Here is a 23,006-nt window from a genome sequence, read left to right as displayed (position 1 = left end):
CGCGGCCCTGGTGATCCCCGAGCTGGGCCAGCTGGCGATGATCCTGGCCATCTGCTTCGCCGCCGTGCAGGCCAGCGTGCCGCTGCTCGGCGCCTGGCGCGGCGACAGCCTGTGGATGGGCCTGGCGCGGCCGGCGGCCTGGGGGCAGTTCGCCTTCCTGGCCTTCGCCTTTGCCTGCCTCACCCACGCCTTCATGACCGACAACTTCTCGGTCGCCTATGTGGCCAGCAACTCCAACAGCGCCTTGCCCTGGTACTACAAGTTCAGTGCCGTCTGGGGCGCGCACGAAGGCTCGCTGCTGCTGTGGGCGTTGATCCTCGGCGGCTGGACCTTCGCCGTGTCGATCTTCTCGCGCCAGTTGCCCCAGGTGATGCTGGCCCGGGTGCTGGCGGTCATGGGCATGATCAGCGTGGGCTTCCTGAGCTTCCTGATCATCACTTCCAATCCGTTTCAGCGCCTGCTGCCGCAGGTGCCGGGCGACGGTCGCGACCTCAACCCGCTGCTGCAGGACTTCGGCCTGATCGTCCACCCGCCGATGCTGTACATGGGCTACGTGGGCTTCTCGGTGGCGTTCGCCTTCGCCATCGCCGCGTTGCTCGGCGGGCGTCTGGATGCGGCCTGGGCGCGCTGGTCGCGGCCCTGGACCATCGTCGCCTGGGCCTTCCTCGGCGTCGGTATCACCCTCGGCTCGTGGTGGGCCTACTACGAACTGGGCTGGGGCGGCTGGTGGTTCTGGGACCCCGTCGAGAACGCCTCGTTCATGCCCTGGCTGGTGGGCACGGCGCTGATCCACTCGCTGGCGGTCACCGAAAAGCGCGGGGTGTTCAAGAGCTGGACCGTGCTGCTGGCCATCGCCGCCTTCTCCCTGAGTCTGCTGGGTACATTCCTGGTGCGTTCCGGTGTACTGACCTCGGTCCACGCGTTCGCCGCCGATCCTTCGCGCGGCATCTTCATCCTGTTCTTCCTGCTGTTCGTGGTCGGCGGCTCGCTGACCCTGTTCGCCCTGCGTGCCCCGGTGGTCAAGAGCCAGGTGGGCTTTGCCTTATGGTCCCGTGAAACGCTGCTGCTGGCCAACAACCTGGTGTTGGTGGTGGCGGCGTCGATGATCCTGCTCGGCACGCTGTACCCGCTGGTGCTCGACGCCCTGACCGGGGCCAAGTTGTCGGTCGGCCCGCCGTACTTCGACGCCTTGTTCCTGCCGCTGATGGCGCTGCTGATGGTGGTGCTGGGTATCGGTGTGGTGGTGCGCTGGAAGGACACCCCCGGCAAGTGGCTGGCCGGCATGCTGACCCCGGTGCTGATCGGTAGCGCGGTGCTGGCGCCGATCGCGGGGTTGATCGTCGATGACTTCGACTGGCCGGCCCTCAGCGTGTTCGCCCTGGCCGCATGGGTGGTGCTCGCTGGCGTGCGCGATATCCTCGACAAGACCCGTCACAAGGGCCTGGTCAAAGGCCTGGGTGGCCTTGACCGCAGCTATTGGGGCATGCACCTGGCGCACCTCGGGCTGGTGGTCTGCGCCCTGGGCGTGGTGCTGTCGAGCAACAACAGCGCCGAGCGCGACCTGCGCATGGCACCGGGTGAGAGCGTCGAGCTGGGCGGTTACCACTTCCTGTTCGAGGGCGCCAAGCACTTCGAAGGCCCGAACTTCATCTCTGACAAGGGCACTATTCGCGTTTCGCGCAATGGCCGCGAAGTGTCCGTGCTGCACCCGGAAAAGCGCCTGTACACCGTGCAGCAGTCGATGATGACCGAGGCCGGCATCGATGCCGGTTTCACCCGCGACCTGTATGTCGCCTTGGGCGAGCCGCTGGAAAACGGCGCCTGGGCGGTGCGGGTGCATATCAAACCCTATGTACGCTGGATCTGGCTGGGCGGTCTGCTGACCGGCCTGGGCGGCTTGCTGGCGGCCTTCGACCGGCGCTACCGCGTCAAGGTCAAGACCCGGGTGCGTGAGGCCCTGGGCGTGTCTGGAGCAACTGCATGAAGCGTTGGGTCATGGTGGTGCCCCTGGCGGTGTTCCTGCTGGTGGCGGTCTTTCTCTACAAGGGGTTGTTCCTCAAGCCCGACGAACTGCCTTCGGCGATGATCGGCAAGCCATTCCCGGCGTTCTCCCTGGCGTCGGTGCAGGATGACCGCACCCTGACCCAGGCCGACCTGCTCGGGCGCCCGGCGCTGGTCAACGTGTGGGGCACCTGGTGCCCGTCCTGCAAGGTCGAGCACCCCTACCTGAACCAGCTGGCCGAGCAGGGCGTGGTAATCCACGGGGTCAACTACAAGGACGACAACGCCGCCGCGCTGAAGTGGCTGGCCGAGTTCCACAACCCTTACCAGCTGAACATCGCCGACCAGCAAGGCACGCTGGGCCTGGACCTGGGCGTGTATGGCGCGCCGGAAACCTTCCTGATCGACGCCAAGGGCATCATCCGCTACAAGCATGTCGGCGTGGTCGATGCCACGGTGTGGCGCGAGCAGTTGGCGCCGCTGTACCAGGGCCTGGTCGACGAGGCCAGGCCATGAAGCGCTGGCTTACTGCTGCCGTGCTTGGCCTGAGCCTGGCCGGGGTGGCCAAGGCCGCCATCGACACCTACCAGTTCCGCGACGAAGCCGAGCGCGAGCGCTACCAGCAACTGACCAAGGAACTGCGCTGCCCCAAGTGCCAGAACCAGGACATCGCTGATTCCAACGCACCGATCGCCGCCGACCTGCGCCGCGAGATCTTCCGCATGCTGGGTGAAGGCAAGAACAACCAGCAGATCGTCGATTTCATGGTCGATCGCTACGGTGACTTCGTGCGCTACAAACCGGCGCTGAGCGGGCGCACCTGGCTGCTCTGGTTCGGCCCGGGGATTCTCCTGGCCGGTGGTTTCGTGGTGTTGGCGGTGATCGTCCGCCGTCGCCGCGGGCAGGCTGTGGCCGGCAACACCGAACTGTCCGCCGACGAACGCGAGCGTCTGGCCAAACTGCTGGATAAAGAACATACCCATGACTGAATTCTGGCTTAGCGCGGGCCTGTTGTTGCTCGCCGCCCTGGCTTTCCTGCTGCTGCCGATCCTGCGTGGCCACCGCCGCCAGCAGGCCGAACAAGACCGTACCGCCCTCAATGTGGCGCTCTACGAGGAGCGCGTCGCCGAACTGTCCGCCCAGCAGGCGGCCGGGGTGCTTGACGACCGGCAATTGGCCACGGGGCGTGACGAAGCCGCCCGCGAGCTGCTGGCTGACACCGAACGCGACGATGCGGTGCGCCAGGGCCGCCTGGGCAAGGCCATTCCGTTGCTGGCGGCGGTGCTGGTACCGGTGATGGCTCTGGGGCTCTATCTGCACTTCGGCGCAGCCGACAAGGTCGAGTTGACCCAGGAGTTCGCCAGCGCGCCGCAGTCGATGAGCGAAATGACCACACGCCTGGAGCGCGCGGTGCAGGCCCAGCCGGACTCGGCCGAGGGCCTGTACTTCCTTGGCCGGGCATACATGGCCGAGCAGCGGCCGGCTGATGCGGCCAAGGCCTTCGAGCGTGCCGTGGCCCTTGCCGGGCGCCAACCCGAGCTGCTCGGGCAATGGGCCCAGGCGCTGTACTTCGCCGCCGACAAACAATGGTCGGCGCAACTGCAGGCGCTCACCGATGAAGCGCTGAAAGCCGATCCACGAGAAGTCACCAGCCTTGGCCTGCGTGGCATCGCTGCTTTCGAGGGCGAACGCTTCCAGGAAGCCATCGACTTCTGGCAGCGCCTGTTGGCGCAATTGCCGGAGGGTGATGCCTCTCGTGCCGCGCTGCAGGGTGGCATCGATCGTGCCGCCGACAAGCTCAAGGCCGGGGGCGGCAAGGTCGCCGAGGCCGCGCGCCTGAAAGTACGGGTCGAGCTGGGCGCGGCGCTCAAGGACAAGGTGCGCCCGGATGACACCGTGTTCATCTTCGCCCGTGCCAGCAATGGCCCGCCCATGCCGCTGGCGGCCAAGCGGGTGACGGTGGCACAGTTGCCGATCGAAGTGGAGCTGTCGGATGCCGACGCGATGATGCCGCAGATGAAACTGTCGGACTTCACCGAAGTCCAACTGGTTGCCCGAGTCTCGCGCGCCGGCGTGCCGACTCGCGGCGAGTGGAAGGGCCAGAGTGCGCCACTGGCCACCACCACCCAGGCCACCCAGCACCTGACCATCGACAGCCCCGATTCGTAAGAGAGCAACCGTCATGAACAGCACCGTCCGCCTGACCCTGATCACCCTGGCCCTGGGTCTTTCCGCGTGTACGGTGCACCAGCCGGGGGAGCGTGAACCGCTGCCACCGATCGAGACCACGCCGCCACCGCACCAGGGGCCGGTGGTCAAGCCACTGCCAGGTGGCCAGCCCGGTACCCAGCCGAGCAAGCCGGCGGCGATTCCCAAGCCCATGCCACGCACTTCTGCCAGCTTCGCGCCGCCGCCCGGTGGCGCCAGCCATTGGGATCCGAAGCTTGGGGTCTATGTACTGGAGAAGCAACCCAATACGTTCTACCGCCAGCGCACCTACTACCGCTGGAACAACGGCTGGAGCTGGTCGCTGAGCCCCAGTGGGCCTTGGCAGGAAACCGACAGCAGTGGCGTGCCGGGCGGCTTGGGCAGGGCGTTCGCGCAGTAGCGATCATCTGCCAGGTGCGAGCGGGATGGGTTCGATGATTAGCCGGCGATGCCCGCTGCGTTGAGGGTGCTGGGCAATACGGTTCCGGTTAGCGGTTGAATCTTGTTCGAGTCCGCCCGGTGCTGCGCCGGGCTTGAGGAGCCTTTGCATGCAACTAGAGATTTTTCAGGTCGATGCCTTTTCATCCGTGCCATTCGGCGGTAACCCGGCGGCGGTGATTCCCCTGCAGCAGTGGCTGCCCGACGACGTTCTGCAGCGCATCGCCGAGGAAAACAACCTGTCCGAAACGGCGTACTTCGTACGAAATGGCGAAGCGTTCGATCTGCGCTGGTTCACCCCGGCGGTGGAAGTCGACCTGTGTGGGCATGCGACATTGGCCGCGGCCTGGGTGCTATTCGAGCAACTGGGGGAGCAGGCTGAGGTGCTGCGCTTCAATACCCGCAGCGGGGAATTGCGGGTGAGCCGCAACGCTGATGGTCTGCTGGCAATGGATTTCCCGGTCAAGCAGCCGGTTGCCGTCGAGATTGCGCCGGGGTTGCTCGAGGCGTTGGGGTTGAGCGAGGCCCGGGCGTTGTATCGGACGGACGATTATGTATTGGTGATCGACGATGCTTCGCTGATCGAAGGGCTCAAGCCGGATTTCGTGGCGTTGTCGTCATTCGATGTGCGGGGGATTGCAGTGACGGCGGCGGGGCGGGGGTTCGATTTCGTCACGCGATGGTTCGGGCCCAGGGTGGGGGTCAATGAAGATCCGGTGACCGGGTCGGCCCACACTTCCCTGGCGCCTTATTGGGCCGAACGGCTGGGCAAAAACAGCTTGCGCTGTGAGCAGGGTGGGGCGCGCAAGGGGCAGTTGCAGTGTGATGTGCCGGGCAATGGGCGAGTGATCATCAGTGGGCGGGGGGCGCTGTATCTGCGGGGTGTGATTTTTATTTGAGTGCCACTGGCGGGCGGCCAATCGGCCTCCCGCTATTTCCGCGAATTGGCCGTTTGCCCTTTGTGACGCCGGGCTTAACCTGCAGGCAGATCCCTACAAGAGAAGCCCCATGCGTTCTGTCCATTTCCCCGCGGCCCTGCTGACGCTCGGCCTGCTCGCCCCACTATCGCTGGCCTGGGCCCATGGCGAAAAGCCCGATCAGGTCAGGATCCTCCAGGAGCAGCTCCCCACCAATTCCCCTGGCAACAAAGCCGTGATGCTCACGGTGAGCTATGCCCCTGGCGAGGCATCGCCCGGCCACTGGCATCCGGGTGCGGTCATGGCCTATGTGCTGGAAGGCGCGGTGACATCCAAGCTCAATGACGAATCGGAGAAGACCTACAAGGCCGGCGAATTCTGGTACGAGGCTCCGGGGACGGTGCACAGCGTCTCGCGCAATGCCAGTAAAAGTGCCCCAGCCAAGCTGCTGGTATGGAGCCTGGTGGAAGAAGGCAAGCCGGTGACCGAGCCGTTGCCCAAGCGCTGAATCGCAGGTAATAAAAAACCTCCAGTGCATGCGCATCTGGAGGTTTTCAGAGTTTGGCTCCGCGACCTGGACTCGAACCAGGGACCCAATGATTAACAGTCATTTGCTCTACCGACTGAGCTATCGCGGAATCTGCGCGTATCTTACTGCGTGTCTCGGGGAAGTCAAGCTTCCCCTAGACAATCAAGCAGTTACAGCACTTCGACGATGGCTTTGGTGACCACGTGGATGTTGCTCTGGTTCAGCGCGGCGACCGCGATGCGGCCAGTGTCCAGCGCGTAGATGCCGAACTCGTTCTTCAGGCGTGCCACTTGCTCAACAGTCAGGCCCGAGTAGGAGAACATGCCGCACTGGCGGCCGACAAAGCTGAAGTCACGCTTGGCGCCGTACTCCGCCAACAGTTCGACCATCTGCTTGCGCATGCCGTGGATGCGCTCGCGCATCTCGGCCAGCTCGGTTTCCCACATCTGGCGCAGCTCGGGGCTGTTCAGCACCGCGGCGACGATGCTGGCGCCGTGGGTCGGCGGGTTGGAGTAGGTGGTGCGGATAACCCGCTTGACCTGCGACAGCACGCGGGTGCTCTCGTCCTTCGAGGCGGTGACGATCGACAGCGCACCGACACGCTCCCCATACAGCGAGAACGACTTGGAGAACGAGCTGGAAACGAAGAACTCCAGGCCCGACTCGGCGAACAGGCGAACGGCAAAGGCGTCTTCGTCGATGCCGGCACCGAAGCCTTGGTAGGCCATGTCGAGGAATGGGATGTGGCCTTTTGCCTTGACTACTTCCAGCACATTTTTCCAGTCGTCCAGCGACAGGTCGACGCCGGTCGGGTTGTGACAGCAAGCGTGCAGCACGATGACCGAACCAGATGGCAGGCTGTTCAGGTCTTCGAGCATGCCGGCGCGGTTGACGTCCTGGCTGGCGGCATCGTAGTAGCGGTAGGTCTGTACCGGGAAACCGGCGCTCTCGAACAGCGCACGGTGGTTTTCCCAGCTCGGGTCGCTGATGGCGACCACGGCACCCGGCTGCAGGCGCTTGAGGAAATCGGCGCCGATCTTCAGAGCGCCGGTACCGCCGACTGCCTGCACGGTGACCACGCGGCCTGCGGCCAGCAATGGCGATTCGGTGCCGAAGATCAGCTTCTGCACGGCCTGGTCGTACTGGGCGATGCCGTCGATCGGCAGGTAGCCGCGGGAGGCGTGCTGGGCGGCACGGGCGGTCTCGGCTGCGATCACCGCGCGCAGCAGCGGGATGCGGCCTTCCTCATTGCAGTAGACGCCCACGCCCAGGTTCACCTTGTCGGTGCGTGGGTCGGCGTTGAATGCTTCGTTGAGGCCCAGGATAGGGTCGCGGGGTGCCAGCTCGACAGCGGAAAACAGGCTCATTGTTACCTTGGCTCTGATAGGAGAGTGATAGGGTCGCCACGCTCCAGCCGAAGGCACTGAAGCGGTGCGCAAACGGGGAGTCAGTATAGTGATACCCACCGGTCACTGCGACAGTCTGGCGCAGCTTTTCCGGCTGTTTGCGCAAATATTTTTCGACCATTGGTCGAATTGCCCGGTCCATTGCCTTGAAGGGGCGAGGGTCGCACTTGAATCTGGCGCCCGGGGGGCGCATTTGGGTATAGACTACTGGCTAAATTTACAGTTGCCGCGACATCCACGAGGTCCGTCATGTCCGAGTTCCAGCTCGTCACCCGCTTCCAGCCGGCCGGCGATCAGCCCGAGGCCATCCGCCAGATGGTCGAGGGTATCGACGCCGGCCTTTCGCACCAGACCCTGCTCGGGGTGACCGGCTCGGGCAAGACCTTCAGCATCGCCAACGTCATCCAGCAGGTGCAGCGCCCGACCATGGTGCTGGCGCCGAACAAGACCCTGGCCGCCCAGCTGTACGGCGAGTTCAAGGCATTCTTCCCGAACAACGCCGTCGAGTATTTCGTTTCCTATTACGACTACTATCAGCCGGAAGCCTATGTTCCGTCGTCGGACACCTTCATCGAGAAGGACGCCTCGATCAACGACCATATCGAACAGATGCGCCTGTCGGCGACCAAGGCGCTGCTGGAACGACGCGACGCGATCATCGTCACCACCGTGTCGTGCATCTACGGCCTGGGCAGCCCCGAGACGTACCTGAAGATGGTCCTGCACGTCGATCGTGGCGACAAGCTCGACCAGCGCGCCCTGTTGCGCCGCCTGGCCGACCTGCAATACACCCGCAACGAGATGGATTTCGCCCGCGCCACCTTCCGCGTGCGCGGCGACGTGATCGACATCTTCCCGGCCGAATCAGACCTCGAGGCCATCCGCATCGAGCTGTTCGACGACGAAGTGGAGAACATCGCCGCTTTCGACCCGCTCACCGGCGAGGTCATCCGCAAGCTGCCGCGTTTCACCTTCTACCCCAAGAGTCACTACGTGACCCCGCGGGAAACCCTGGTCGAGGCAGTGGACGGCATCAAGGAAGAGCTCAAGCAGCGCCTCGAGTACCTGCACGCGAGCAACAAGCTGGTCGAGGCCCAGCGCCTGGAGCAGCGCACCCGTTTCGACCTGGAGATGATTCTCGAACTGGGCTACTGCAACGGCATCGAGAACTACTCGCGCTACCTCTCCGGCCGCCCGGCCGGCGCGCCGCCGCCCACGCTCTACGATTACCTGCCGGATGACGCGCTGCTGGTGATCGACGAATCACACGTCAGCGTTCCGCAGGTCGGCGCCATGTACAAGGGCGACCGCTCACGCAAGGAAACCCTGGTGGAGTATGGCTTCCGCCTGCCGTCGGCACTCGACAACCGTCCCATGCGTTTCGATGAATGGGAGGCGGTCAGCCCGCAGACCATCTTCGTCTCCGCCACCCCTGGCCCCTACGAGGCCGAGCATGCCGGGCGGGTGGTTGAGCAGGTGGTGCGGCCGACCGGCCTGGTCGACCCGCAGGTCGAGGTGCGTCCGGCACTGACCCAGGTCGACGACTTGCTGTCGGAGATCGGCAAGCGCGTCGCCCTGGGCGAGCGCGTGCTGGCCACCACGCTGACCAAGCGCATGGCCGAGGACCTCACCGATTACCTGGCCGATCACGATGTGCGGGTGCGCTACCTGCACTCGGACATCGACACCGTCGAGCGGGTCGAGATCATCCGCGACCTGCGCCTCGGCACTTTCGACGTGCTGGTGGGGATCAACCTGCTGCGCGAGGGTCTGGACATGCCCGAGGTGTCGCTGGTCGCGATCCTTGACGCCGACAAGGAGGGCTTCCTGCGTTCGGAACGCTCGCTGATCCAGACCATCGGCCGTGCCGCACGTAACCTCAACGGTAGGGCGATCCTATACGCCGACAACATCACCGGCTCCATGCAGCGAGCCATCGATGAGACCGAGCGGCGCCGCGAGAAGCAGGTCGCTTTCAACCAGGCCAACGGCATCGTGCCCAAGGGCGTGGTCAAGGACATCACCGACATCCTCGAAGGCGCCACCGTGCCTGGAGCCCGCAGCAAGAAGCGCAAGGGCATGGCCAAGGCGGCGGAGGAGGCCGGGCGTTACGAGGTCGAGCTGCAGACCCCGGCGCAGATCACCAAGCGCATCAAGCAACTGGAAGAGAAGATGTTCCAGTTCGCCCGCGACCTGGAGTTCGAAGCGGCGGCGCAATTGCGCGACGAGATCGGACAGTTGCGCGAGCGGCTGATCGCCAGCTGATTGCCGCCTGTTAGTGTTATGTGGTGTGGAAGCGGGCTTGCCAATGGGTCAATGGGCTTCCCCAGCTTTCAACCCCTGCGGCAGCTTGCGCGTCAACAGCACCGCCAGCATGCTCACCACAAGGCCGATGCCGACGAAATGGAAGGCATCGTTGTAGGCCATGATCAGGGCCTGCTGGTGGGTGATCTCCGACAGCTTGCCCAGTGCCGCGTTGTCGCTGCCCAGGCGTTCAGCCAGTTGCGCCAGGCGTTCGGCCACCTGCGGATTGCTCGGCACCACCGCCTCGCGCAAATAGTCGAAATACACTTTGGTCCTCGCATCCAGCAGCGTTGCCAGCAGGGCTATGCCGATGGCACCCCCCAGGTTGCGCAGGATATTGAACAGGCTCGAAGCCGACCCCGCGTCCTGCGGCTGGATGTAAGCCGTGGCAATCAGCGAGATGGTCACCATGATCATCGGCTGGCCGAGGGCGCGGATCACCTGGATCTGGTTGAACTGCGGGCCGGCAAAGTCCGGGTTGAGCACGCCGGAGCCGAAACTGGCTGCGCCGAACAGGCAGAAGCCCAGGGCGCACAGCACCTTGGGCGGGATCACCTTCATCAGCTGCGGTACCAGAGGGATCAGGAACAGCTGCGGTATGCCCATCCACATGATCACTTTGCCGATCTGCAGCGCGTTGTAGCCCTGCACCTGCGCCAGATAGAGCGGCAACAGGTAGATCGAGCCATACAGGCCGACGCCCATGCCCAGGCTGGCGATGCTCGACAGGCCGAAGTTGCGGTTGCCGAGGATGCGCAGGTTGATCAACGGGTGCGGCCGGGAGAACTGGAGGATCACGAACAGGATAAGGGCGAGCAGGGCGACGGTGCCCAGGCTGACGATCAGGCTCGACTCCAGCCAGTCCTTGCGATGGCCTTCCTCGAGAAACACCTGCAGGCAACCCAGGCCCAGGCCGAGGGTGGCGATACCAGCGTAGTCGGTGCTCTTGAGCAGTTCCCAGTGCGCTTCCTTCTTTTCCAGCCCATAGAGCAGCCCGGCGATCATCAGCAGCCCCGGCGGGATGTTGATGTAGAAGATGTATTCCCAGCCCCAGTTCTCGGTCAGCCAGCCGCCCAGGGCCGGGCCGATGGATGGGGCGAAGGTGGCGGTCATGGCGAACATGGCCATGCCCTTGGCGCGGTGGTGCTCCGGTAGCTTGATGAGCGTCAGGGTGAAGGCCAGCGGGATCAGCGCGCCGCCGGTAAAGCCCTGCAGGGCGCGGAACACAATCATGCTTTCCAGGTTCCAGGCCATCGAGCACAACAGCGACGACACCAGGAAGCCCAGCGATACCCAAACCGCCAGGCGTCGGGCCGAAAGCAGCTGCACCAGCCAGGCGGTCAGCGGGATCATGATGATCTCGGCCACCAGGTAGGAGGTGGAGATCCACGAGCCTTCCTCCAGGGTCGCCGACAGCGCGCCCTGGATGTCCTTGAGCGAGGAATTGGTGATCTGGATGTCCAGCACCGCCATGAAGGCACCGAGCATCACGCTCATCACCGCGATCCAGTCGCGCCGGGTCGGCTCGGCGGTCGGGCGTAACAGCGCGTCACCGGCCATGCTGGTCGTCGTCTTCGCCGCGCAGGTCGACGGTGACGGTCACCGACATGCCTGGGCGGATGCGACCGTGCAGCGGGTTGTCCGCGGCGACGGTCAGCTTGACCGGCAGGCGCTGCACGACCTTGGTGAAGTTGCCGGTGGCGTTGTCCGGCGGCAGCAGGCTGAACTGCGCGCCGGAGGCGGCGAACAGGCTGTCGACCCGGCCTTCGATCGGGGTGTCGGGGTAGCTGTCGAATACCAGCTCGGCGCGTTGGCCGGGGTGCATCCCGCCGATCTGGGTTTCCTTGAAGTTGGCCTGTACCCAGATGTCCTCGTCGGGGACGATCGACATCAGGTAGGCGCCGGCCTGCACCACCTGGCCGTTGCGTGCGTTGCGCTGGCCGATGGTGCCGCTGATCGGCGCGTGGATCGCGCAGCGGGTCAGGTTCAGCGCGGCCTGGGCCAGGTCGGCGTGTGCATTGGCGATCTGCGCGTCGAGGCGCTTGAGCTCGGCGGCCAGGGCGTCGACCTGCTGGCGTTGGCCCTTGAGGTCAGCCTGGGCCTTGTCCACTTGGGAGCGGGCGACATGGCTTTCGGCCGACAGGGTAGTGACCCGCTCTTCGGAGACGAATCCAGGTTTGCGCAGAGCCTGGGCGCGGTTTAGGTCAAGTTGCGAGCGGTCGAGGTTGGCCTGGTTGGCGGCCACCTGGGCCCGGCCCGCGGCGATCAGGCTGCCTTGCTGGGTCAGGCGGCTGCGCGCCTGCGCGAGTTCGGCCTCGCGGCTGGCCAGTGCGGCACGGGCACGCTCGACGGCGAGTTCGAAGTCGGCGGCTTCCAGGCGCACCAACACGTCGCCTTTGCTCACATGCTGATTGTCCTCCACGCGCACCTCGTCGATACGCGCCCCCAACTGGCTGGAGATACGCGTGATCTCGCCCTGCACATAGGCGTTGTCGGTACTCTCGTAGAAGCGTCCCTTGAAGTACCAGTGGGCCAGGAAGGCGAGGCCGACCAGCAGTACCAAGGTAATGAAGACCAGCAAGCGACGTTTGAGTGGGCTAGGCATGGGGGTATTCGTTGAAAAGTGTAAGCAAATTTAACAGCTCTGGATGGCAAGGCCACAAGTGACGATAGCGCCATTGCTGGAGCCCGATGCCTGCTCCCTGCTAACATCGCGCCTTTGTTTCTCTTCGTTCGAGACTCTCAATGACCACCGTTCGCACGCGTATTGCGCCATCGCCCACTGGCGACCCCCATGTCGGCACCGCCTACATCGCCCTGTTCAACTACTGCTTCGCCAAGCAGCACGGCGGTGAGTTCATCCTGCGTATCGAAGACACCGACCAGTTGCGCTCCACCCGTGAGTCGGAGCAGCAGATCTTCGACGCACTGCGCTGGCTCGGCATCGAATGGAACGAAGGCCCGGACGTCGGCGGCCCGCACGGCCCGTATCGTCAGAGTGAGCGCGGGGAGATCTACGCCAGGTATGCCAAGGAGCTGGTCGATGCCGGCCACGCCTTCTATTGCTTCTGCACCGCCGAAGAGCTGGAGCAGATGCGTGCCGAGCAGATGGCCCGCGGCGAAACCCCGCGCTATGACGGCCGCGCCCTGTTGCTGAGCGACGAGGAAGTGCAGCGCCGCCTGGCCGCTGGCGAGCCGCACGTGATCCGCATGAAGGTGCCGAGCGAAGGCATTTGCGTGGTCCCGGACATGCTGCGTGGCGATGTCGAGATTCCATGGGATCGCATGGACATGCAGGTGCTGATGAAGAACGACGGCCTGCCGACGTACTTCCTGGCCAACGTGGTCGACGACCACCTGATGGGCATCACCCATGTGTTGCGTGGTGAAGAGTGGCTGCCATCGGCGCCCAAGCTGATCAAGCTTTACGAGTACTTCGGCTGGGAGCAGCCCAAGCTGTGCTACATGCCGCTGCTGCGCAACCCGGACAAGAGCAAGCTGTCCAAGCGCAAGAACCCGACCTCGGTCACCTTCTACGAGCGCATGGGCTTCATGCCCGAAGCCATGCTCAACTACTTGGGCCGCATGGGTTGGTCGATGCCGGACGAGCGCGAGAAGTTCTCGCTGGCCGAGATGGTCGAGCACTTCGACCTGTCGCGCATCTCCCTGGGCGGGCCGATTTTCGACATCGAGAAACTGTCCTGGCTCAACGGCCAGTGGCTGCGTGAACTGCCGGTGGAAGAGTTCGCCGCGCGCGTGCAGAAGTGGGCGTTCAACAGCGACTACATGATGAAGATCGCCCCGCACGTTCAGGGTCGGGTCGAAACCTTCAGCCAGGTCGCCCCGCTGGGTGGCTTCTTCTTCGAAGGCGCGCTGAAGCTCGACGCCAAACTGTTCGAGAGCAAGAAACTGTCGGCCGACCAGGTGCGCCAGGTGATGCAGCTGATCCTGTGGAAGCTGGAAAGCCTGCGCCAGTGGGAAAAGGATCGCATCACCGCCTGCATCCAGGCCGTGGTCGAGTCGCTGGAGCTCAAGTTGCGCGACGCCATGCCGCTGATGTTCGCCGCCATCACCGGCCAGGCCAGCTCGGTGTCGGTGCTCGACGCCATGGAAATCCTCGGCCCCGACCTGACCCGCTACCGTCTGCGCCAGGCCATCGACCTGCTCGGCGGCGTGTCGAAGAAGGAAAACAAGGAGTGGGAAAAGCTGCTGGCGAAAATCGCCTGATCCAGGCTTTTCCGGCCATGTGGGAGCGAGCTTGCCCCGCGATTGCGATGTCGGATTCATGACCGCCATCGCGGGACAAGCCCGCTCCCACTGGCCGCACTCCTCGCAGAGGGGCAGGGCAGGGCGGTAAGTGATTGTTATCTGTGAAAAATTTTTTGAATATTTTCGAAAATTCGTTTGACAGCCTTGCAATCCGATCTTAATATGCGCCCCGTCCACAGCGATGAACGAAAACGAAACGCCAGGCACCCAGCCAGCGCTTCGGTTCAAAGCGACATTGTGGGGCTATAGCTCAGCTGGGAGAGCGCCTGCATGGCATGCAGGAGGTCAGCGGTTCGATCCCGCTTAGCTCCACCAAATTCCGCTTGATGGCCAAGGTCCTCAGGCAAGACCGGTTCCAGAGAACGGGTCTTGAAGGTAAGAAGGTTCGTCCCCTTCGTCTAGTGGCCTAGGACACCGCCCTTTCACGGCGGTAACAGGGGTTCGAGTCCCCTAGGGGACGCCAGTTTTACACAAGCGATGTTGCATGATGTCGCTGGGCCGAGAGGCTAGAAATCCGGGGCTATAGCTCAGCTGGGAGAGCGCCTGCATGGCATGCAGGAGGTCAGCGGTTCGATCCCGCTTAGCTCCACCAATTTTGCCGCGATTCGCGAAGGCGGATCGGCACGAAGGTTACGTCCCCTTCGTCTAGTGGCCTAGGACACCGCCCTTTCACGGCGGTAACAGGGGTTCGAGTCCCCTAGGGGACGCCACTTTTACCCGCGTTTTGCGGGAGTTTAAAGGCTCATCATCCAGATCGATGCGTCTTTTGTTTTACTCGGGGCTATAGCTCAGCTGGGAGAGCGCCTGCATGGCATGCAGGAGGTCAGCGGTTCGATCCCGCTTAGCTCCACCAATTCGCCACGATTCGCAACAGCGGGTCGGCACGAAGGTTAAAGTCCCCTTCGTCTAGTGGCCTAGGACACCGCCCTTTCACGGCGGTAACAGGGGTTCGAGTCCCCTAGGGGACGCCAATTTTTTACCTGCGTTTTGCAGGACTTATAAGGCTCATTCGCTTATTGAATGGGCCTTTTGTTTTTTCTGCCTTCCAAAAAATCCAGCTGTGCCGATCAATGGCCGCAGATTCCGCTTGCCAGAAAATATTATGAGCATAATATGTCGATCATAATATTCAGAGGTGAGCCATGAGCGACAAGAAGAGCAAGACCCGCCAGCGCATCCTCGATGCGGCGCGCAGCGCGCTGGTCCAGCAAGGCCCGGCCGATCCGAGCGTAAGCCAGGTCATGGACGCTGCGGGGCTTACGGTCGGCGGCTTCTATGCCCACTTCGACAGCAAGGACGAGCTCATGCTCGAAGCCTTCAGCCAGTTGCTGGCCGAACGCCGTGCCTTGCTCGCCCAGCTCGATCCAGCCCTTGACGGTACCGAGCGCCGGGCGTTGGTCGCGGCCTTCTACCTGTCGCGCAAGCACCGCGATACCGAGGTGCAGGCCTGCCCGATTCCCAATGCGCTGAGCGAGATGCAGCGCCTGCCCGACGCCTTCCGTGACGTGCTGGCCGAACACATCGAGCTGATGACCGCGCAAATGGTCGACCGTCCCGAGGACATCGACAAGGCGCTCGCCGATTTCGCCCTGATGGTTGGCGGCCTCGCCGTGGCCCGCGCCCTGGGCGACGGCGAGTTGTCCGACCGGATACTGCGTGCCGCCAAGTCGGCGGTGATCTGAGCAACCTGACCCTGGAGCAAGGCGATGACTACCCTGAGCTGGATTCGTGGCGTCAATGGCACCCTCGGCCACCTGGCCCCTGAACATGTCGCCGGCAAGATGCGCCGCGCCTTCATGACTCCGCGTAACCTGCCGCCCAAACCGTGGGAGCTGCCGCTGCTGGCCAGGGCCGAGCGCATAACCTTGCGCTTCGGGTTGTCGGCGTTGCGCTGGGGGCAGGGGCCGACGGTATTGCTGATGCATGGCTGGGAAGGGCGCCCCACCCAGTTTGCGGCATTGATCGAGCGGCTGGTGGACAGCGGCCATACCGTGGTGTCGCTGGAAGGGCCGGCACACGGGCGTTCGCCCGGCGAGCAGGCGCATGTGGTGGCGTTTGCCCGCGCCTTGCTCGAGGCCGCCGCCGAACTGCCGCCGCTGCGCGCGGTGATCGGACACTCGATGGGTGGCGCCAGCCTGTTGCTGGCGCTGCAGTGGGGGCTGCGCACCGATGCGGCGGTAAGCATCGCCGCTCCGGCCCGTTTGCTCGGCGTGCTGCGTGGCTTTGCCCGGCGACTGGGCTTGCCGGCGCGGGCGCGGGCCGCGTTCATCCGCCAGGTGGAGCGCGATGTCGGCGTCCAGGTGGCGCGCCTGGATGTCAGTGCCTATCAGCTGGATGTGCCGGGCTTGGTGGTGCATGCCGAGGACGATCCCGTAGTGCCCGCCAGTGAGGCGCCGCTGATTCACCGGGCCTGGTTCGACAGCCGCCTGCTGCTGCTGGAGGAGGGCGGTCATCAGCGGGTGCTGGCCGATCCGCGCCTGGGCCAGGCAGTGATCGAGCTGCTCGCGCGCTCCACCGAGCGGGCGCGGCAAAGCGCCTGAGCATCCGGTACACTCTGCCCGTTCACTGAAAACCAGGAGCAGGCATGAGTTGGGATCTGGCGGCACCATTCATCATCGACCTTCGCGTCGGCAGCGAGGATATCGACGGCCTCGGCCACGCCAACAACGCCGTCTACGTCACCTGGCTGGAGCGCTGCGCCTGGCGCCATTCCCAGCGTCTGGGGCTGGACCTGGCCGAGTATCGTCGGCTGGACCGGGCCATGGCGGTGGTCCGCCATGAAATCGACTACCTCGCCGCCGCCTATGAGGACGACGAGCTGCAACTGGCCACCTGGATCATCGATTGGGACCAGCGCCTGCGCATGACCCGGCGCTTCCAGCTCAAGCGCCCGAGTGACGGCGTGACCTTGCTGCGGGCACAGACCACCTTTGCCTGCATCGAGCTGTCCAGCGGCAAGCCCAGGCGCATGCCGGCGGAATTCATCGACGGCTACGGCCCGGCGCTGACCGGCAGCTGACGGCTGGCGGAAGTTTGCTAGACTGCCGCCTTTTTCGTGGCGAGACCCTGAAATGCAAATTGCCCTGGCCCCCATGGAGGGGCTGGTCGACAACATCCTGCGCGACGTCCTGACCCGTGTGGGCGGTATCGATTGGTGCGTCACCGAGTTCATCCGCGTCTGCGACCGCCTGCTGCCGGCCTCTTCGTTCGACAAGCTGGCACCGGAGCTGCGCCAAGGCGCCCGTACCGCCGCTGGCGTGCCGATGCGCGTGCAATTGCTCGGCTCCGACCCAGTATGCCTGGCCGAGAACGCAGCGCTGGCCTGCGAGCTGGGCGCGCCGGTGATCGACCTGAATTTCGGTTGCCCGGCCAAGACCGTCAACAAATCACGGGGCGGGGCGGTGCTGCTCAAGGAGCCGGAGCTGTTGCATGCCATCGTCCGTGAAGTGCGCCGGGCGGTGCCGGCACATATCCCGGTGACCGCAAAGATGCGCCTGGGCTACGACAGCCCCGACGGTGCCCTGGACTGCGCCACGGCGCTGGCCGAGGGCGGCTCGGCGCACCTGGTGGTGCATGCGCGGACCAAGGTCGAGGGCTACAAGCCGCCCGCCCACTGGGAATGGGTGGCGCGGGTGCAGGATGTGGTCAAGGTGCCGGTGTTCGCCAATGGCGAGATCTGGACTGTCGACGACTGGCGGCGTTGTCGCGAAGTCAGCGGCGCCGAGCACATCATGCTTGGCCGCGGGCTGGTGTCGCGTCCGGATCTGGCCTTGCAGATCGCTGCGGCCCGGGATGGTATCGAGTATCAGCCGATAAGCTGGGAGGCGCTGCAGCCGCTGCTGCGCGAGTTCTGGCGCCAGGCACAGCATAAGTTGTCGCCGCGCTATGCCCCAGGGCGGATGAAGCAGTGGCTGGCGATGCTGACCCGCGGTTACCCCGAGGCGGTGGCGCTCTTCGCCGAGTTGCGTCGGGAGGATGACTGCCAGCGAATCAGCGGCTTGCTGGGGATGGAGGAGCAGGCGGCGCTAGTCTGTGTTGCCTGAGCCAACCTGGCGTAAATTTTTTCACGTTGGCCCTTGAAAGCCTTTTGCCCGGACATATCTCTTGAGTACGCGATGCCGAACTCGGGTCGCGTAGTGACTTAACTTGCTGAATCTCAGGAGTTCATGACCATGACTACCGCTTTCTCTCTCGCACCACTTTTCCGCAACTCTGTCGGTTTCGACCGTTTCAACGATCTGTTCGAAGCCGCCGCCCGTAATGAGGCCGGTAGCAGCTACCCGCCCTACAACGTGGAAAAACACGGTGATGACCACTACCGCATCGTGGTGGCCGCCGCTGGTTTCCAGGAGCAGGACCTCGATCTGCAGGTCGAAAAAGGCGTCCTCACGGTGACTGGCGGCAAGCGCGACGGCAGCAGCGAAGGCGTTACCTTCCTGCACCAGGGCATTGCCCAGCGTGCCTTCAAGCTGTCGTTCCGCCTGGCCGACCACATCGAGGTCAAGGGCGCGGGCCTGGCCAATGGATTGCTCAGCATCGAGCTGCTGCGCATCGTGCCGGAAGAAGCCAAGGCCAAGCGGATTCCGATCAACGGTGACAAGCCGGCGCTGAACTGATTTCAGCGCATGAAGAAAGGGTACCCTCGGGTGCCCTTTCTGCATTCTGTGGCGCAAGCAACTGTGTTTGGGCATCAGTAGTCCGCCGGTGCCTCCAGCAGCATCTGGCGAAACTCCGGCAATGGCAATGGGCGGCTGTGCAGGTAGCCCTGGTACAGGTGGCAGCCTTGTCGCTCAAGGAACTCCAGCTGTTCGGTGAGTTCCACCCCCTCGGCAATCACCGCGAGCTCCAGGCTGCGAGCCATGGCCACGATCGCGCGGACGATCTCGGCGTCGTTGGGGTCGACCGGTGCGTCGCGTACGAAGGTCTGATCGATCTTCAGCGCATCCACCGGCAGGCGCTTGAGATAGGTGAGCGACGAATAGCCAGTGCCGAAGTCGTCCATGGCGAAGCTCACGCCGTGACGCTTGAGTTCGCGCATCTTGCTGATGGTGTCCTCCAGGTTCTGGATGACGATGCCTTCGGTGATCTCCAGCGTGAGCATGCGCCGGGGCAGGCGGTAGTCGTCGAGGCTGCGCAGCACCCGGTCGACGAAATCGTTCTGGCGGAATTGCCGCGGGCTGATGTTGACGCACAGGCTGAAATCGTCGGCGTCGATCAGGCCATCGCCAAGCATCCGCGCACAGGCGTCGCAGGCTTCATCGAGAATCCAGCTGCCGACTTCGAGGATCAGCCCGCTTTCCTCCAGAACCTGAATGAACTGCGCCGGAGGTTGCTGGCCCAGTTGCGGATGATGCCAGCGCAGCAGCACTTCAGCGCCGACGATCCGGTTGTCGCGGGCATCGACCTGGGGCTGGAAGTGCAAGGCCAGTTCGCCGCGGGCGAGGGCCAGGCGCAAGTCGTTCTCCATGCGCAGCCGCTCACTGGCGGCCTTCTGCATGGTGGTGTGGAACAATTGCGTGGTGTTACGTCCGGAGTCCTTGGCGCGGTACAGGGCGATGTCGGCACGCTTGAGCAGGTCGGCGGGGGTGGCGCCATGGTCGGGGATCAGCGCCACGCCGATACTGGGTGTGACCTGCAGGCGCTGGCCGTCCAGCGACATCGGTTCGGCCAGCAGCTCGCGCAGGGTGTCGGCCAGTTCACGTACCTTGTTTTCCACCTGCTCGCGGCTGCCCTCCAGGCCGCTGAGCAAAACCACGAATTCGTCGCCGCCCAACCGCGCCACGGTGTCTTCCAGGCGCACACTGGCTTCGAGACGGGCGGTGATGATCTTCAACACCGTGTCGCCCACTGGGTGGCCGAGCGAGTCGTTGATGTGCTTGAAGTGGTCAAGGTCGAGGAACAGCAAGGCGCCGCGCAGGTTGTGGCGCTTGAGCAGGGCGATCTGCTGACTCAGGCGATCCATCAGCAGGGCGCGATTGGGCAGGTTGGTCAGTGGGTCGTGGTAGGCCAGGTGGCGGATCTGTGCCTGAGCGTTCTTCAACAGGCTGACATCGCGAGCGGTCAGCAGCAGGCAGTCGGTTTCGTTGAGGCTGATTGGCTCTACCGACACTTCCACAGTGAGGATATCGCCGCGCTTGTTGCGGCCGAGCATCTCCCGGTGATGCACCCGGCCGCGCTCGCGCAGTTCGTTGAGCAGGGCAGCGCGCTGTTTCTCATCGGCCCAGATGCCGATCTCGTAGACCGTGCGGCCCAGCACCTCCTCAGGCTTATAGCCGGTCAACCGGCTGAAGCCGTCGTTGACTTCCACATAGCGCCCGCTGTGGCGCTCGGTAATAGTGATGGCGTCGGGGCTGGAATGGAACGCCTTGGCGAATTTCTCCTCGCTTGCCTTGAGCGCTGCCTCGGCGCGTTGCTGCTGAGTAATGTCGCGCAGGGTGGTAACGCTGCACGGCTGGCTGTCTACGCTGATCAGGCGGCTGGAGATCACGCAGGTCAGCGGCGTGCCGTTGCGGTGATTGACCACCACCGCCACATTGCTCAGGGCCTGGTCGCGGATCACCCGCTCGATGCGCTGGGCACGTTCGGCCGACTCGGCCCACAGGCCGATTTCCTCGGCGGTGTGGCCGAGGATCTGCTCCGGGGCCCAGCCAAAGGTCTGGCTGAAGGCCGGGTTGATCTCGATGAACTGACCGCTGTCCTGGCGGGTCACGCAGATGGGGTCGGGGCTGACCTGGAACAGGCTGGCGAACTTTTCCTCTGAGGCCGTCAGACGCTGCTCGCGCTCCACCTGGTCGGTGATGTCGAGCAAAGTGCCGGCCATGCGCAGCGGGTTGCCCTGTTCGTCGCGGTATAGACGGGCGCGGCTTTCGATATAGCGCGAGGCACCGTTGTCGAGCTGTACGCGATAGGTGATCTGGTAATTGCCCGCCGGTCCTTCGCGCAGGCTGCGATAGGCTTGGCGCATGACGCTGCGTTCGTGCTCGGGCACGCCTTCGAAAAAGGCCTCGAACGATTCGTGGAAGGGCACTGGGTCCAGCCCGTGCAGTTGCGCGGCGCGGGCCGAACCGTAGAGCATGCCGCTGGGGATGTGCCAGTCCCAGGTACCCAGCTGGGCCGAGTCCAGGGCCAGATCGAGACGCTCCTGGCTGTCCTTGAGCGCCTGTTCGGCGCGTTTGCGCTCGGTGGTATCGACAAAGGTGCTGATCAGGTAGGTGCCACCTTCGAGTTCGATGCCTTGGGTACAGAGAATGCCATCGTGAATCTTGCCGTTGGTGGCGCGGAACTGCACCTCGAGGGTCAGTGGGCCGCTACCGGCGCGGGTGGCTTCCAGCACCTGGTGACGTTGCTCGGGGTTGACCCACAGGCCCAGTTCGACGCTTGTCTTGCCCACTACTTGAGCGCCCGGCCAACCGAACATGTGCTCGAAGTGCTGGTTGACCTCGATGATCAGGCCGTCATGGCGGCGAGTCAGGAGGATGGCGTTGGGGCTGAGGTGGAACAGGGTGGCGAAGCGCTTCTCCGAATGGATCAGCGCGGTTTCGCGCTCGCGCTGGCGGCTGATCTCGCGGATCACCCCGATCATCTGCGGGCGGCCATGGGGATCGTGGGTAAGGCTGCCGTTGATTTCCAGCCAGTGCACGCTGCCATCGGGCCAGCGGATGCGATGGCGCATGGCCTGCTCGACCGGTTCGCCATTGACCACGGCCTGGAACGCCTGGCGCGTCCGGGCGCGATCCTCCTCGGGCAGCAGGTCGAGGTAATCGATGTCGTTGGGCAGCGGCCGTTGCGGGTCGAAGCCGAACAGCGCCTGGGTGCCCCGCGACCAGCTCACCCGGCCACTCTCGATATCCCACAGCCAAGCCCCCAGGCGCGCGGCGTTGAGCGCGGCCAGCAACTGGGGAGCGTTCTGCCAGGCCTGTTCCGACTCCTGTGGGTCGGCCGCGGGAATACGGGGCAGGCGCGGAAAGCGGTTTGCTGATTTGGGCATCGATACCAGACCTTTGGCGGAAACGCGTCCTTGTGGAGAGAGAATGCCGTGCCTGCGACCGGTCAGGCAGCCCCGGCGTCGCTGTCGAGCAGCGCCATGAAGGCCCTGGCCGCATTCGATAGCGTGCGCTCCGTGTGCAATATGTAGCCTAGCTGGCGCGACAGCTGTATGCCGGGCAGTGCGATGGGCGCAACCTGCTCATCGAGCATAGTACGTGGCAGCACACTCCAGGCCAGGCCGATCGACACCATCATCTTGATGGTTTCCAGATAATTGGTGCTCATGGCGATATTCGGCACCAGGCCCTGGCTTTCGAACAGGCGCTGGACAATATGGTGTGTGAAGGTATTGCCGCCGGGGAACACCGCCGGGTGGCGCGCCACGTCAGCCAGGCTGACTCCGCCGTTGCTGGCCAGCGGGTGCTCCGGCGAGGCGACGAAGTCGAGGGCGTCATTCCAGACTTGAGTCGCCCTGATCAGATGGTGAGGTTCTGGGGCCAGGGTAATAACGGCAATCTCAGCGCGGCCATGGAGAATTTCATCGTAGGCAGCTTCTGAATCCATGAACTGAATATCCAGCGCTACTTCGGGGTGTTGCCGGGTGAAAGCCCGTAATACCGGGGGGAGTCGATGTAAACCGATATGGTGGCTAGTTGCCAGGGTTAGTCGACCTCCCACTTCACCCGTCAGATTGGTCAATGCGCGTCGCGTATCATCGAGCACGTTGAGGATCTGATAGGCCCTTGGCAGCAACGCGCGGCCAGCTTCGGTGAGGTTCACTTCACGGCCCAGCCGATCGAAAAGCCGCACATCCAATTGTTGTTCCAGCCCGGCGATGCGTTTACTGATAGCGGGTTGTGTCAGATGCAGACGCTCGCCGGCGCCGGAAAAACTGCCGGTTTCGGCAATGGCGATGAAGGCGCTGAGGTTGGCCAAGTCCATCTGATT

19 protein-coding genes and 7 tRNA genes are annotated in these 23,006 nt (G+C 64.1%); 20 read left to right on the top strand and 6 right to left on the bottom strand.

The window, feature by feature from the left end; genetic code table 11:
* The first annotated feature begins 10 nt into the window (after nt 1-10).
* From LU688_RS19635 to LU688_RS19605, 7 genes are all read left to right on the top strand, one after another.
* Nucleotides 11-1,984: a heme lyase CcmF/NrfE family subunit gene (locus tag LU688_RS19635; RefSeq protein ID WP_232888132.1), complete on the top strand. Its 1,974-nt coding sequence runs from the start codon at nt 11-13 to the stop codon at nt 1,982-1,984.
* Nucleotides 1,981-2,517 (top strand): DsbE family thiol:disulfide interchange protein, encoded by a 537-nt coding sequence (locus tag LU688_RS19630; protein ID WP_160291296.1) that lies wholly within the window; start codon nt 1,981-1,983, stop codon nt 2,515-2,517. The genes LU688_RS19635 and LU688_RS19630 overlap by 4 nt, the downstream gene beginning before the upstream one ends.
* Nucleotides 2,514-2,990 (top strand): cytochrome c-type biogenesis protein, encoded by a 477-nt coding sequence (locus LU688_RS19625; RefSeq protein WP_023632294.1) that lies wholly within the window; start codon nt 2,514-2,516, stop codon nt 2,988-2,990. The genes LU688_RS19630 and LU688_RS19625 overlap by 4 nt, the downstream gene beginning before the upstream one ends.
* Nucleotides 2,983-4,170, top strand: a complete 1,188-nt coding sequence (ccmI, locus tag LU688_RS19620; RefSeq protein ID WP_038706547.1) for a c-type cytochrome biogenesis protein CcmI — start codon at nt 2,983-2,985, stop codon at nt 4,168-4,170. The genes LU688_RS19625 and ccmI overlap by 8 nt, the downstream gene beginning before the upstream one ends.
* A gap of 13 nt (nt 4,171-4,183) precedes the next feature.
* Complete coding sequence (locus tag LU688_RS19615; protein WP_038706546.1) at nt 4,184-4,609, top strand: hypothetical protein; 426 nt, start codon at nt 4,184-4,186, stop codon at nt 4,607-4,609.
* Nucleotides 4,610-4,757: 148 nt separating this feature from the next.
* A complete protein-coding gene (locus LU688_RS19610) occupies nt 4,758-5,546 on the top strand; it encodes a PhzF family phenazine biosynthesis protein (RefSeq protein ID WP_094012464.1) in 789 nt (262 codons plus the stop codon).
* Nucleotides 5,547-5,655: 109 nt separating this feature from the next.
* Nucleotides 5,656-6,072 carry a cupin domain-containing protein gene (locus LU688_RS19605; RefSeq protein ID WP_104445096.1) on the top strand — a complete coding sequence of 139 codons (417 nt, stop codon included), beginning with the start codon at nt 5,656-5,658 and terminating at the stop codon, nt 6,070-6,072.
* A 54-nt stretch (nt 6,073-6,126) separates the two neighbouring features.
* Here LU688_RS19605 and LU688_RS19600 read toward each other — a convergent pair.
* Both LU688_RS19600 and LU688_RS19595 read right to left on the bottom strand, forming a co-directional pair.
* Nucleotides 6,127-6,202: transfer RNA gene (locus LU688_RS19600), tRNA-Asn, on the bottom strand.
* 61 nt (nt 6,203-6,263) lie between these two features.
* Complete coding sequence (locus LU688_RS19595; RefSeq protein ID WP_038706545.1) at nt 6,264-7,460, bottom strand: amino acid aminotransferase; 1,197 nt, start codon at nt 7,458-7,460, stop codon at nt 6,264-6,266.
* Nucleotides 7,461-7,748: 288 nt separating this feature from the next.
* Here LU688_RS19595 and uvrB point away from each other — a divergent pair, with 288 nt between their 5' ends.
* Nucleotides 7,749-9,764: an excinuclease ABC subunit UvrB gene (gene uvrB / locus LU688_RS19590; protein ID WP_038706544.1), complete on the top strand. Its 2,016-nt coding sequence runs from the start codon at nt 7,749-7,751 to the stop codon at nt 9,762-9,764.
* 48 nt (nt 9,765-9,812) lie between these two features.
* On the opposite strand, the gene LU688_RS19585 is transcribed toward uvrB, so the two are convergent.
* Both LU688_RS19585 and LU688_RS19580 read right to left on the bottom strand, forming a co-directional pair.
* Nucleotides 9,813-11,363: an MDR family MFS transporter gene (locus tag LU688_RS19585; protein WP_094012466.1), complete on the bottom strand. Its 1,551-nt coding sequence runs from the start codon at nt 11,361-11,363 to the stop codon at nt 9,813-9,815.
* On the bottom strand, nt 11,353-12,408 hold the full coding sequence (locus LU688_RS19580) for an HlyD family secretion protein (protein ID WP_232888123.1): 1,056 nt from the start codon (nt 12,406-12,408) through the stop codon (nt 11,353-11,355). The genes LU688_RS19585 and LU688_RS19580 overlap by 11 nt, the downstream gene beginning before the upstream one ends.
* Before the next feature lie 140 nt (nt 12,409-12,548).
* Here LU688_RS19580 and gltX point away from each other — a divergent pair, with 140 nt between their 5' ends.
* The 12 genes from gltX (at nt 12,549) to LU688_RS19520 (ending at nt 18,688) form a co-directional block, all read left to right on the top strand.
* A complete protein-coding gene (gltX, locus tag LU688_RS19575; RefSeq protein WP_094012468.1) occupies nt 12,549-14,030 on the top strand; it encodes a glutamate--tRNA ligase in 1,482 nt (493 codons plus the stop codon).
* A gap of 281 nt (nt 14,031-14,311) precedes the next feature.
* Nucleotides 14,312-14,387 (top strand) — tRNA-Ala (locus LU688_RS19570).
* A gap of 72 nt (nt 14,388-14,459) precedes the next feature.
* Nucleotides 14,460-14,535: transfer RNA gene (locus LU688_RS19565), tRNA-Glu, on the top strand.
* A gap of 53 nt (nt 14,536-14,588) precedes the next feature.
* Nucleotides 14,589-14,664 (top strand) — tRNA-Ala (locus tag LU688_RS19560).
* Nucleotides 14,665-14,706: 42 nt separating this feature from the next.
* Nucleotides 14,707-14,782: transfer RNA gene (locus LU688_RS19555), tRNA-Glu, on the top strand.
* A gap of 67 nt (nt 14,783-14,849) precedes the next feature.
* Nucleotides 14,850-14,925 (top strand) — tRNA-Ala (locus LU688_RS19550).
* Nucleotides 14,926-14,967: 42 nt separating this feature from the next.
* Nucleotides 14,968-15,043 (top strand) — tRNA-Glu (locus LU688_RS19545).
* 171 nt (nt 15,044-15,214) lie between these two features.
* Nucleotides 15,215-15,754, top strand: coding sequence for a TetR/AcrR family transcriptional regulator (locus LU688_RS19540; RefSeq protein ID WP_232888297.1), 540 nt, complete (start codon nt 15,215-15,217; stop codon nt 15,752-15,754).
* 24 nt (nt 15,755-15,778) lie between these two features.
* A complete protein-coding gene (locus LU688_RS19535; RefSeq protein ID WP_160291294.1) occupies nt 15,779-16,612 on the top strand; it encodes an alpha/beta fold hydrolase in 834 nt (277 codons plus the stop codon).
* A gap of 44 nt (nt 16,613-16,656) precedes the next feature.
* Nucleotides 16,657-17,091, top strand: a complete 435-nt coding sequence (locus LU688_RS19530; protein ID WP_023632910.1) for an acyl-CoA thioesterase — start codon at nt 16,657-16,659, stop codon at nt 17,089-17,091.
* A 52-nt stretch (nt 17,092-17,143) separates the two neighbouring features.
* The gene (locus LU688_RS19525) at nt 17,144-18,115 is read left to right on the top strand and encodes a tRNA dihydrouridine synthase (RefSeq protein ID WP_038706541.1); all 972 of its coding nucleotides are present in this window, start codon (nt 17,144-17,146) and stop codon (nt 18,113-18,115) included.
* A gap of 129 nt (nt 18,116-18,244) precedes the next feature.
* Complete coding sequence (locus tag LU688_RS19520; protein ID WP_031315058.1) at nt 18,245-18,688, top strand: Hsp20 family protein; 444 nt, start codon at nt 18,245-18,247, stop codon at nt 18,686-18,688.
* A 74-nt stretch (nt 18,689-18,762) separates the two neighbouring features.
* Here the strand turns inward: LU688_RS19520 and LU688_RS19515 are convergent, their stop codons facing one another.
* Both LU688_RS19515 and LU688_RS19510 read right to left on the bottom strand, forming a co-directional pair.
* A complete protein-coding gene (locus LU688_RS19515) occupies nt 18,763-22,059 on the bottom strand; it encodes a PAS domain S-box protein (protein WP_023630509.1) in 3,297 nt (1,098 codons plus the stop codon).
* Between the two features lie 62 nt (nt 22,060-22,121).
* Complete coding sequence (locus LU688_RS19510; protein ID WP_023630510.1) at nt 22,122-23,000, bottom strand: LysR family transcriptional regulator; 879 nt, start codon at nt 22,998-23,000, stop codon at nt 22,122-22,124.
* Nucleotides 23,001-23,006: the final 6 nt, after the last annotated feature.

Source organism: Pseudomonas soli (assembly GCF_021283165.2).
Classification (GTDB): domain Bacteria; phylum Pseudomonadota; class Gammaproteobacteria; order Pseudomonadales; family Pseudomonadaceae; genus Aquipseudomonas; species Aquipseudomonas soli.
Note: the sequence above shows the minus strand (reverse complement) of the source record. Positions and strands in the feature narration are given on the sequence as shown.

What these genes read in the sequence shown, in the direction of transcription:
- LU688_RS19625 (WP_023632294.1), top strand. Translation starts at nt 2,514, where the DNA reads ATGAAGCGCTGGCTTACTGCTGCCGTGCTTGGCCTGAGCCTGGCCGGG.
- LU688_RS19585 (WP_094012466.1), bottom strand. Translation starts at nt 11,363, where the DNA reads ATGGCCGGTGACGCGCTGTTACGCCCGACCGCCGAGCCGACCCGGCGC.
- LU688_RS19615 (WP_038706546.1), top strand. Translation starts at nt 4,184, where the DNA reads ATGAACAGCACCGTCCGCCTGACCCTGATCACCCTGGCCCTGGGTCTT.
- ccmI (WP_038706547.1), top strand. Translation starts at nt 2,983, where the DNA reads ATGACTGAATTCTGGCTTAGCGCGGGCCTGTTGTTGCTCGCCGCCCTG.
- LU688_RS19530 (WP_023632910.1), top strand. Translation starts at nt 16,657, where the DNA reads ATGAGTTGGGATCTGGCGGCACCATTCATCATCGACCTTCGCGTCGGC.
- LU688_RS19510 (WP_023630510.1), bottom strand. Translation starts at nt 23,000, where the DNA reads ATGGACTTGGCCAACCTCAGCGCCTTCATCGCCATTGCCGAAACCGGC.
- LU688_RS19535 (WP_160291294.1), top strand. Translation starts at nt 15,779, where the DNA reads ATGACTACCCTGAGCTGGATTCGTGGCGTCAATGGCACCCTCGGCCAC.
- gltX (WP_094012468.1), top strand. Translation starts at nt 12,549, where the DNA reads ATGACCACCGTTCGCACGCGTATTGCGCCATCGCCCACTGGCGACCCC.
- LU688_RS19540 (WP_232888297.1), top strand. Translation starts at nt 15,215, where the DNA reads ATGAGCGACAAGAAGAGCAAGACCCGCCAGCGCATCCTCGATGCGGCG.
- LU688_RS19595 (WP_038706545.1), bottom strand. Translation starts at nt 7,460, where the DNA reads ATGAGCCTGTTTTCCGCTGTCGAGCTGGCACCCCGCGACCCTATCCTG.
- LU688_RS19630 (WP_160291296.1), top strand. Translation starts at nt 1,981, where the DNA reads ATGAAGCGTTGGGTCATGGTGGTGCCCCTGGCGGTGTTCCTGCTGGTG.
- LU688_RS19515 (WP_023630509.1), bottom strand. Translation starts at nt 22,059, where the DNA reads ATGCCCAAATCAGCAAACCGCTTTCCGCGCCTGCCCCGTATTCCCGCG.
- LU688_RS19580 (WP_232888123.1), bottom strand. Translation starts at nt 12,408, where the DNA reads ATGCCTAGCCCACTCAAACGTCGCTTGCTGGTCTTCATTACCTTGGTA.
- LU688_RS19525 (WP_038706541.1), top strand. Translation starts at nt 17,144, where the DNA reads ATGCAAATTGCCCTGGCCCCCATGGAGGGGCTGGTCGACAACATCCTG.
- LU688_RS19520 (WP_031315058.1), top strand. Translation starts at nt 18,245, where the DNA reads ATGACTACCGCTTTCTCTCTCGCACCACTTTTCCGCAACTCTGTCGGT.
- LU688_RS19610 (WP_094012464.1), top strand. Translation starts at nt 4,758, where the DNA reads ATGCAACTAGAGATTTTTCAGGTCGATGCCTTTTCATCCGTGCCATTC.
- uvrB (WP_038706544.1), top strand. Translation starts at nt 7,749, where the DNA reads ATGTCCGAGTTCCAGCTCGTCACCCGCTTCCAGCCGGCCGGCGATCAG.
- LU688_RS19605 (WP_104445096.1), top strand. Translation starts at nt 5,656, where the DNA reads ATGCGTTCTGTCCATTTCCCCGCGGCCCTGCTGACGCTCGGCCTGCTC.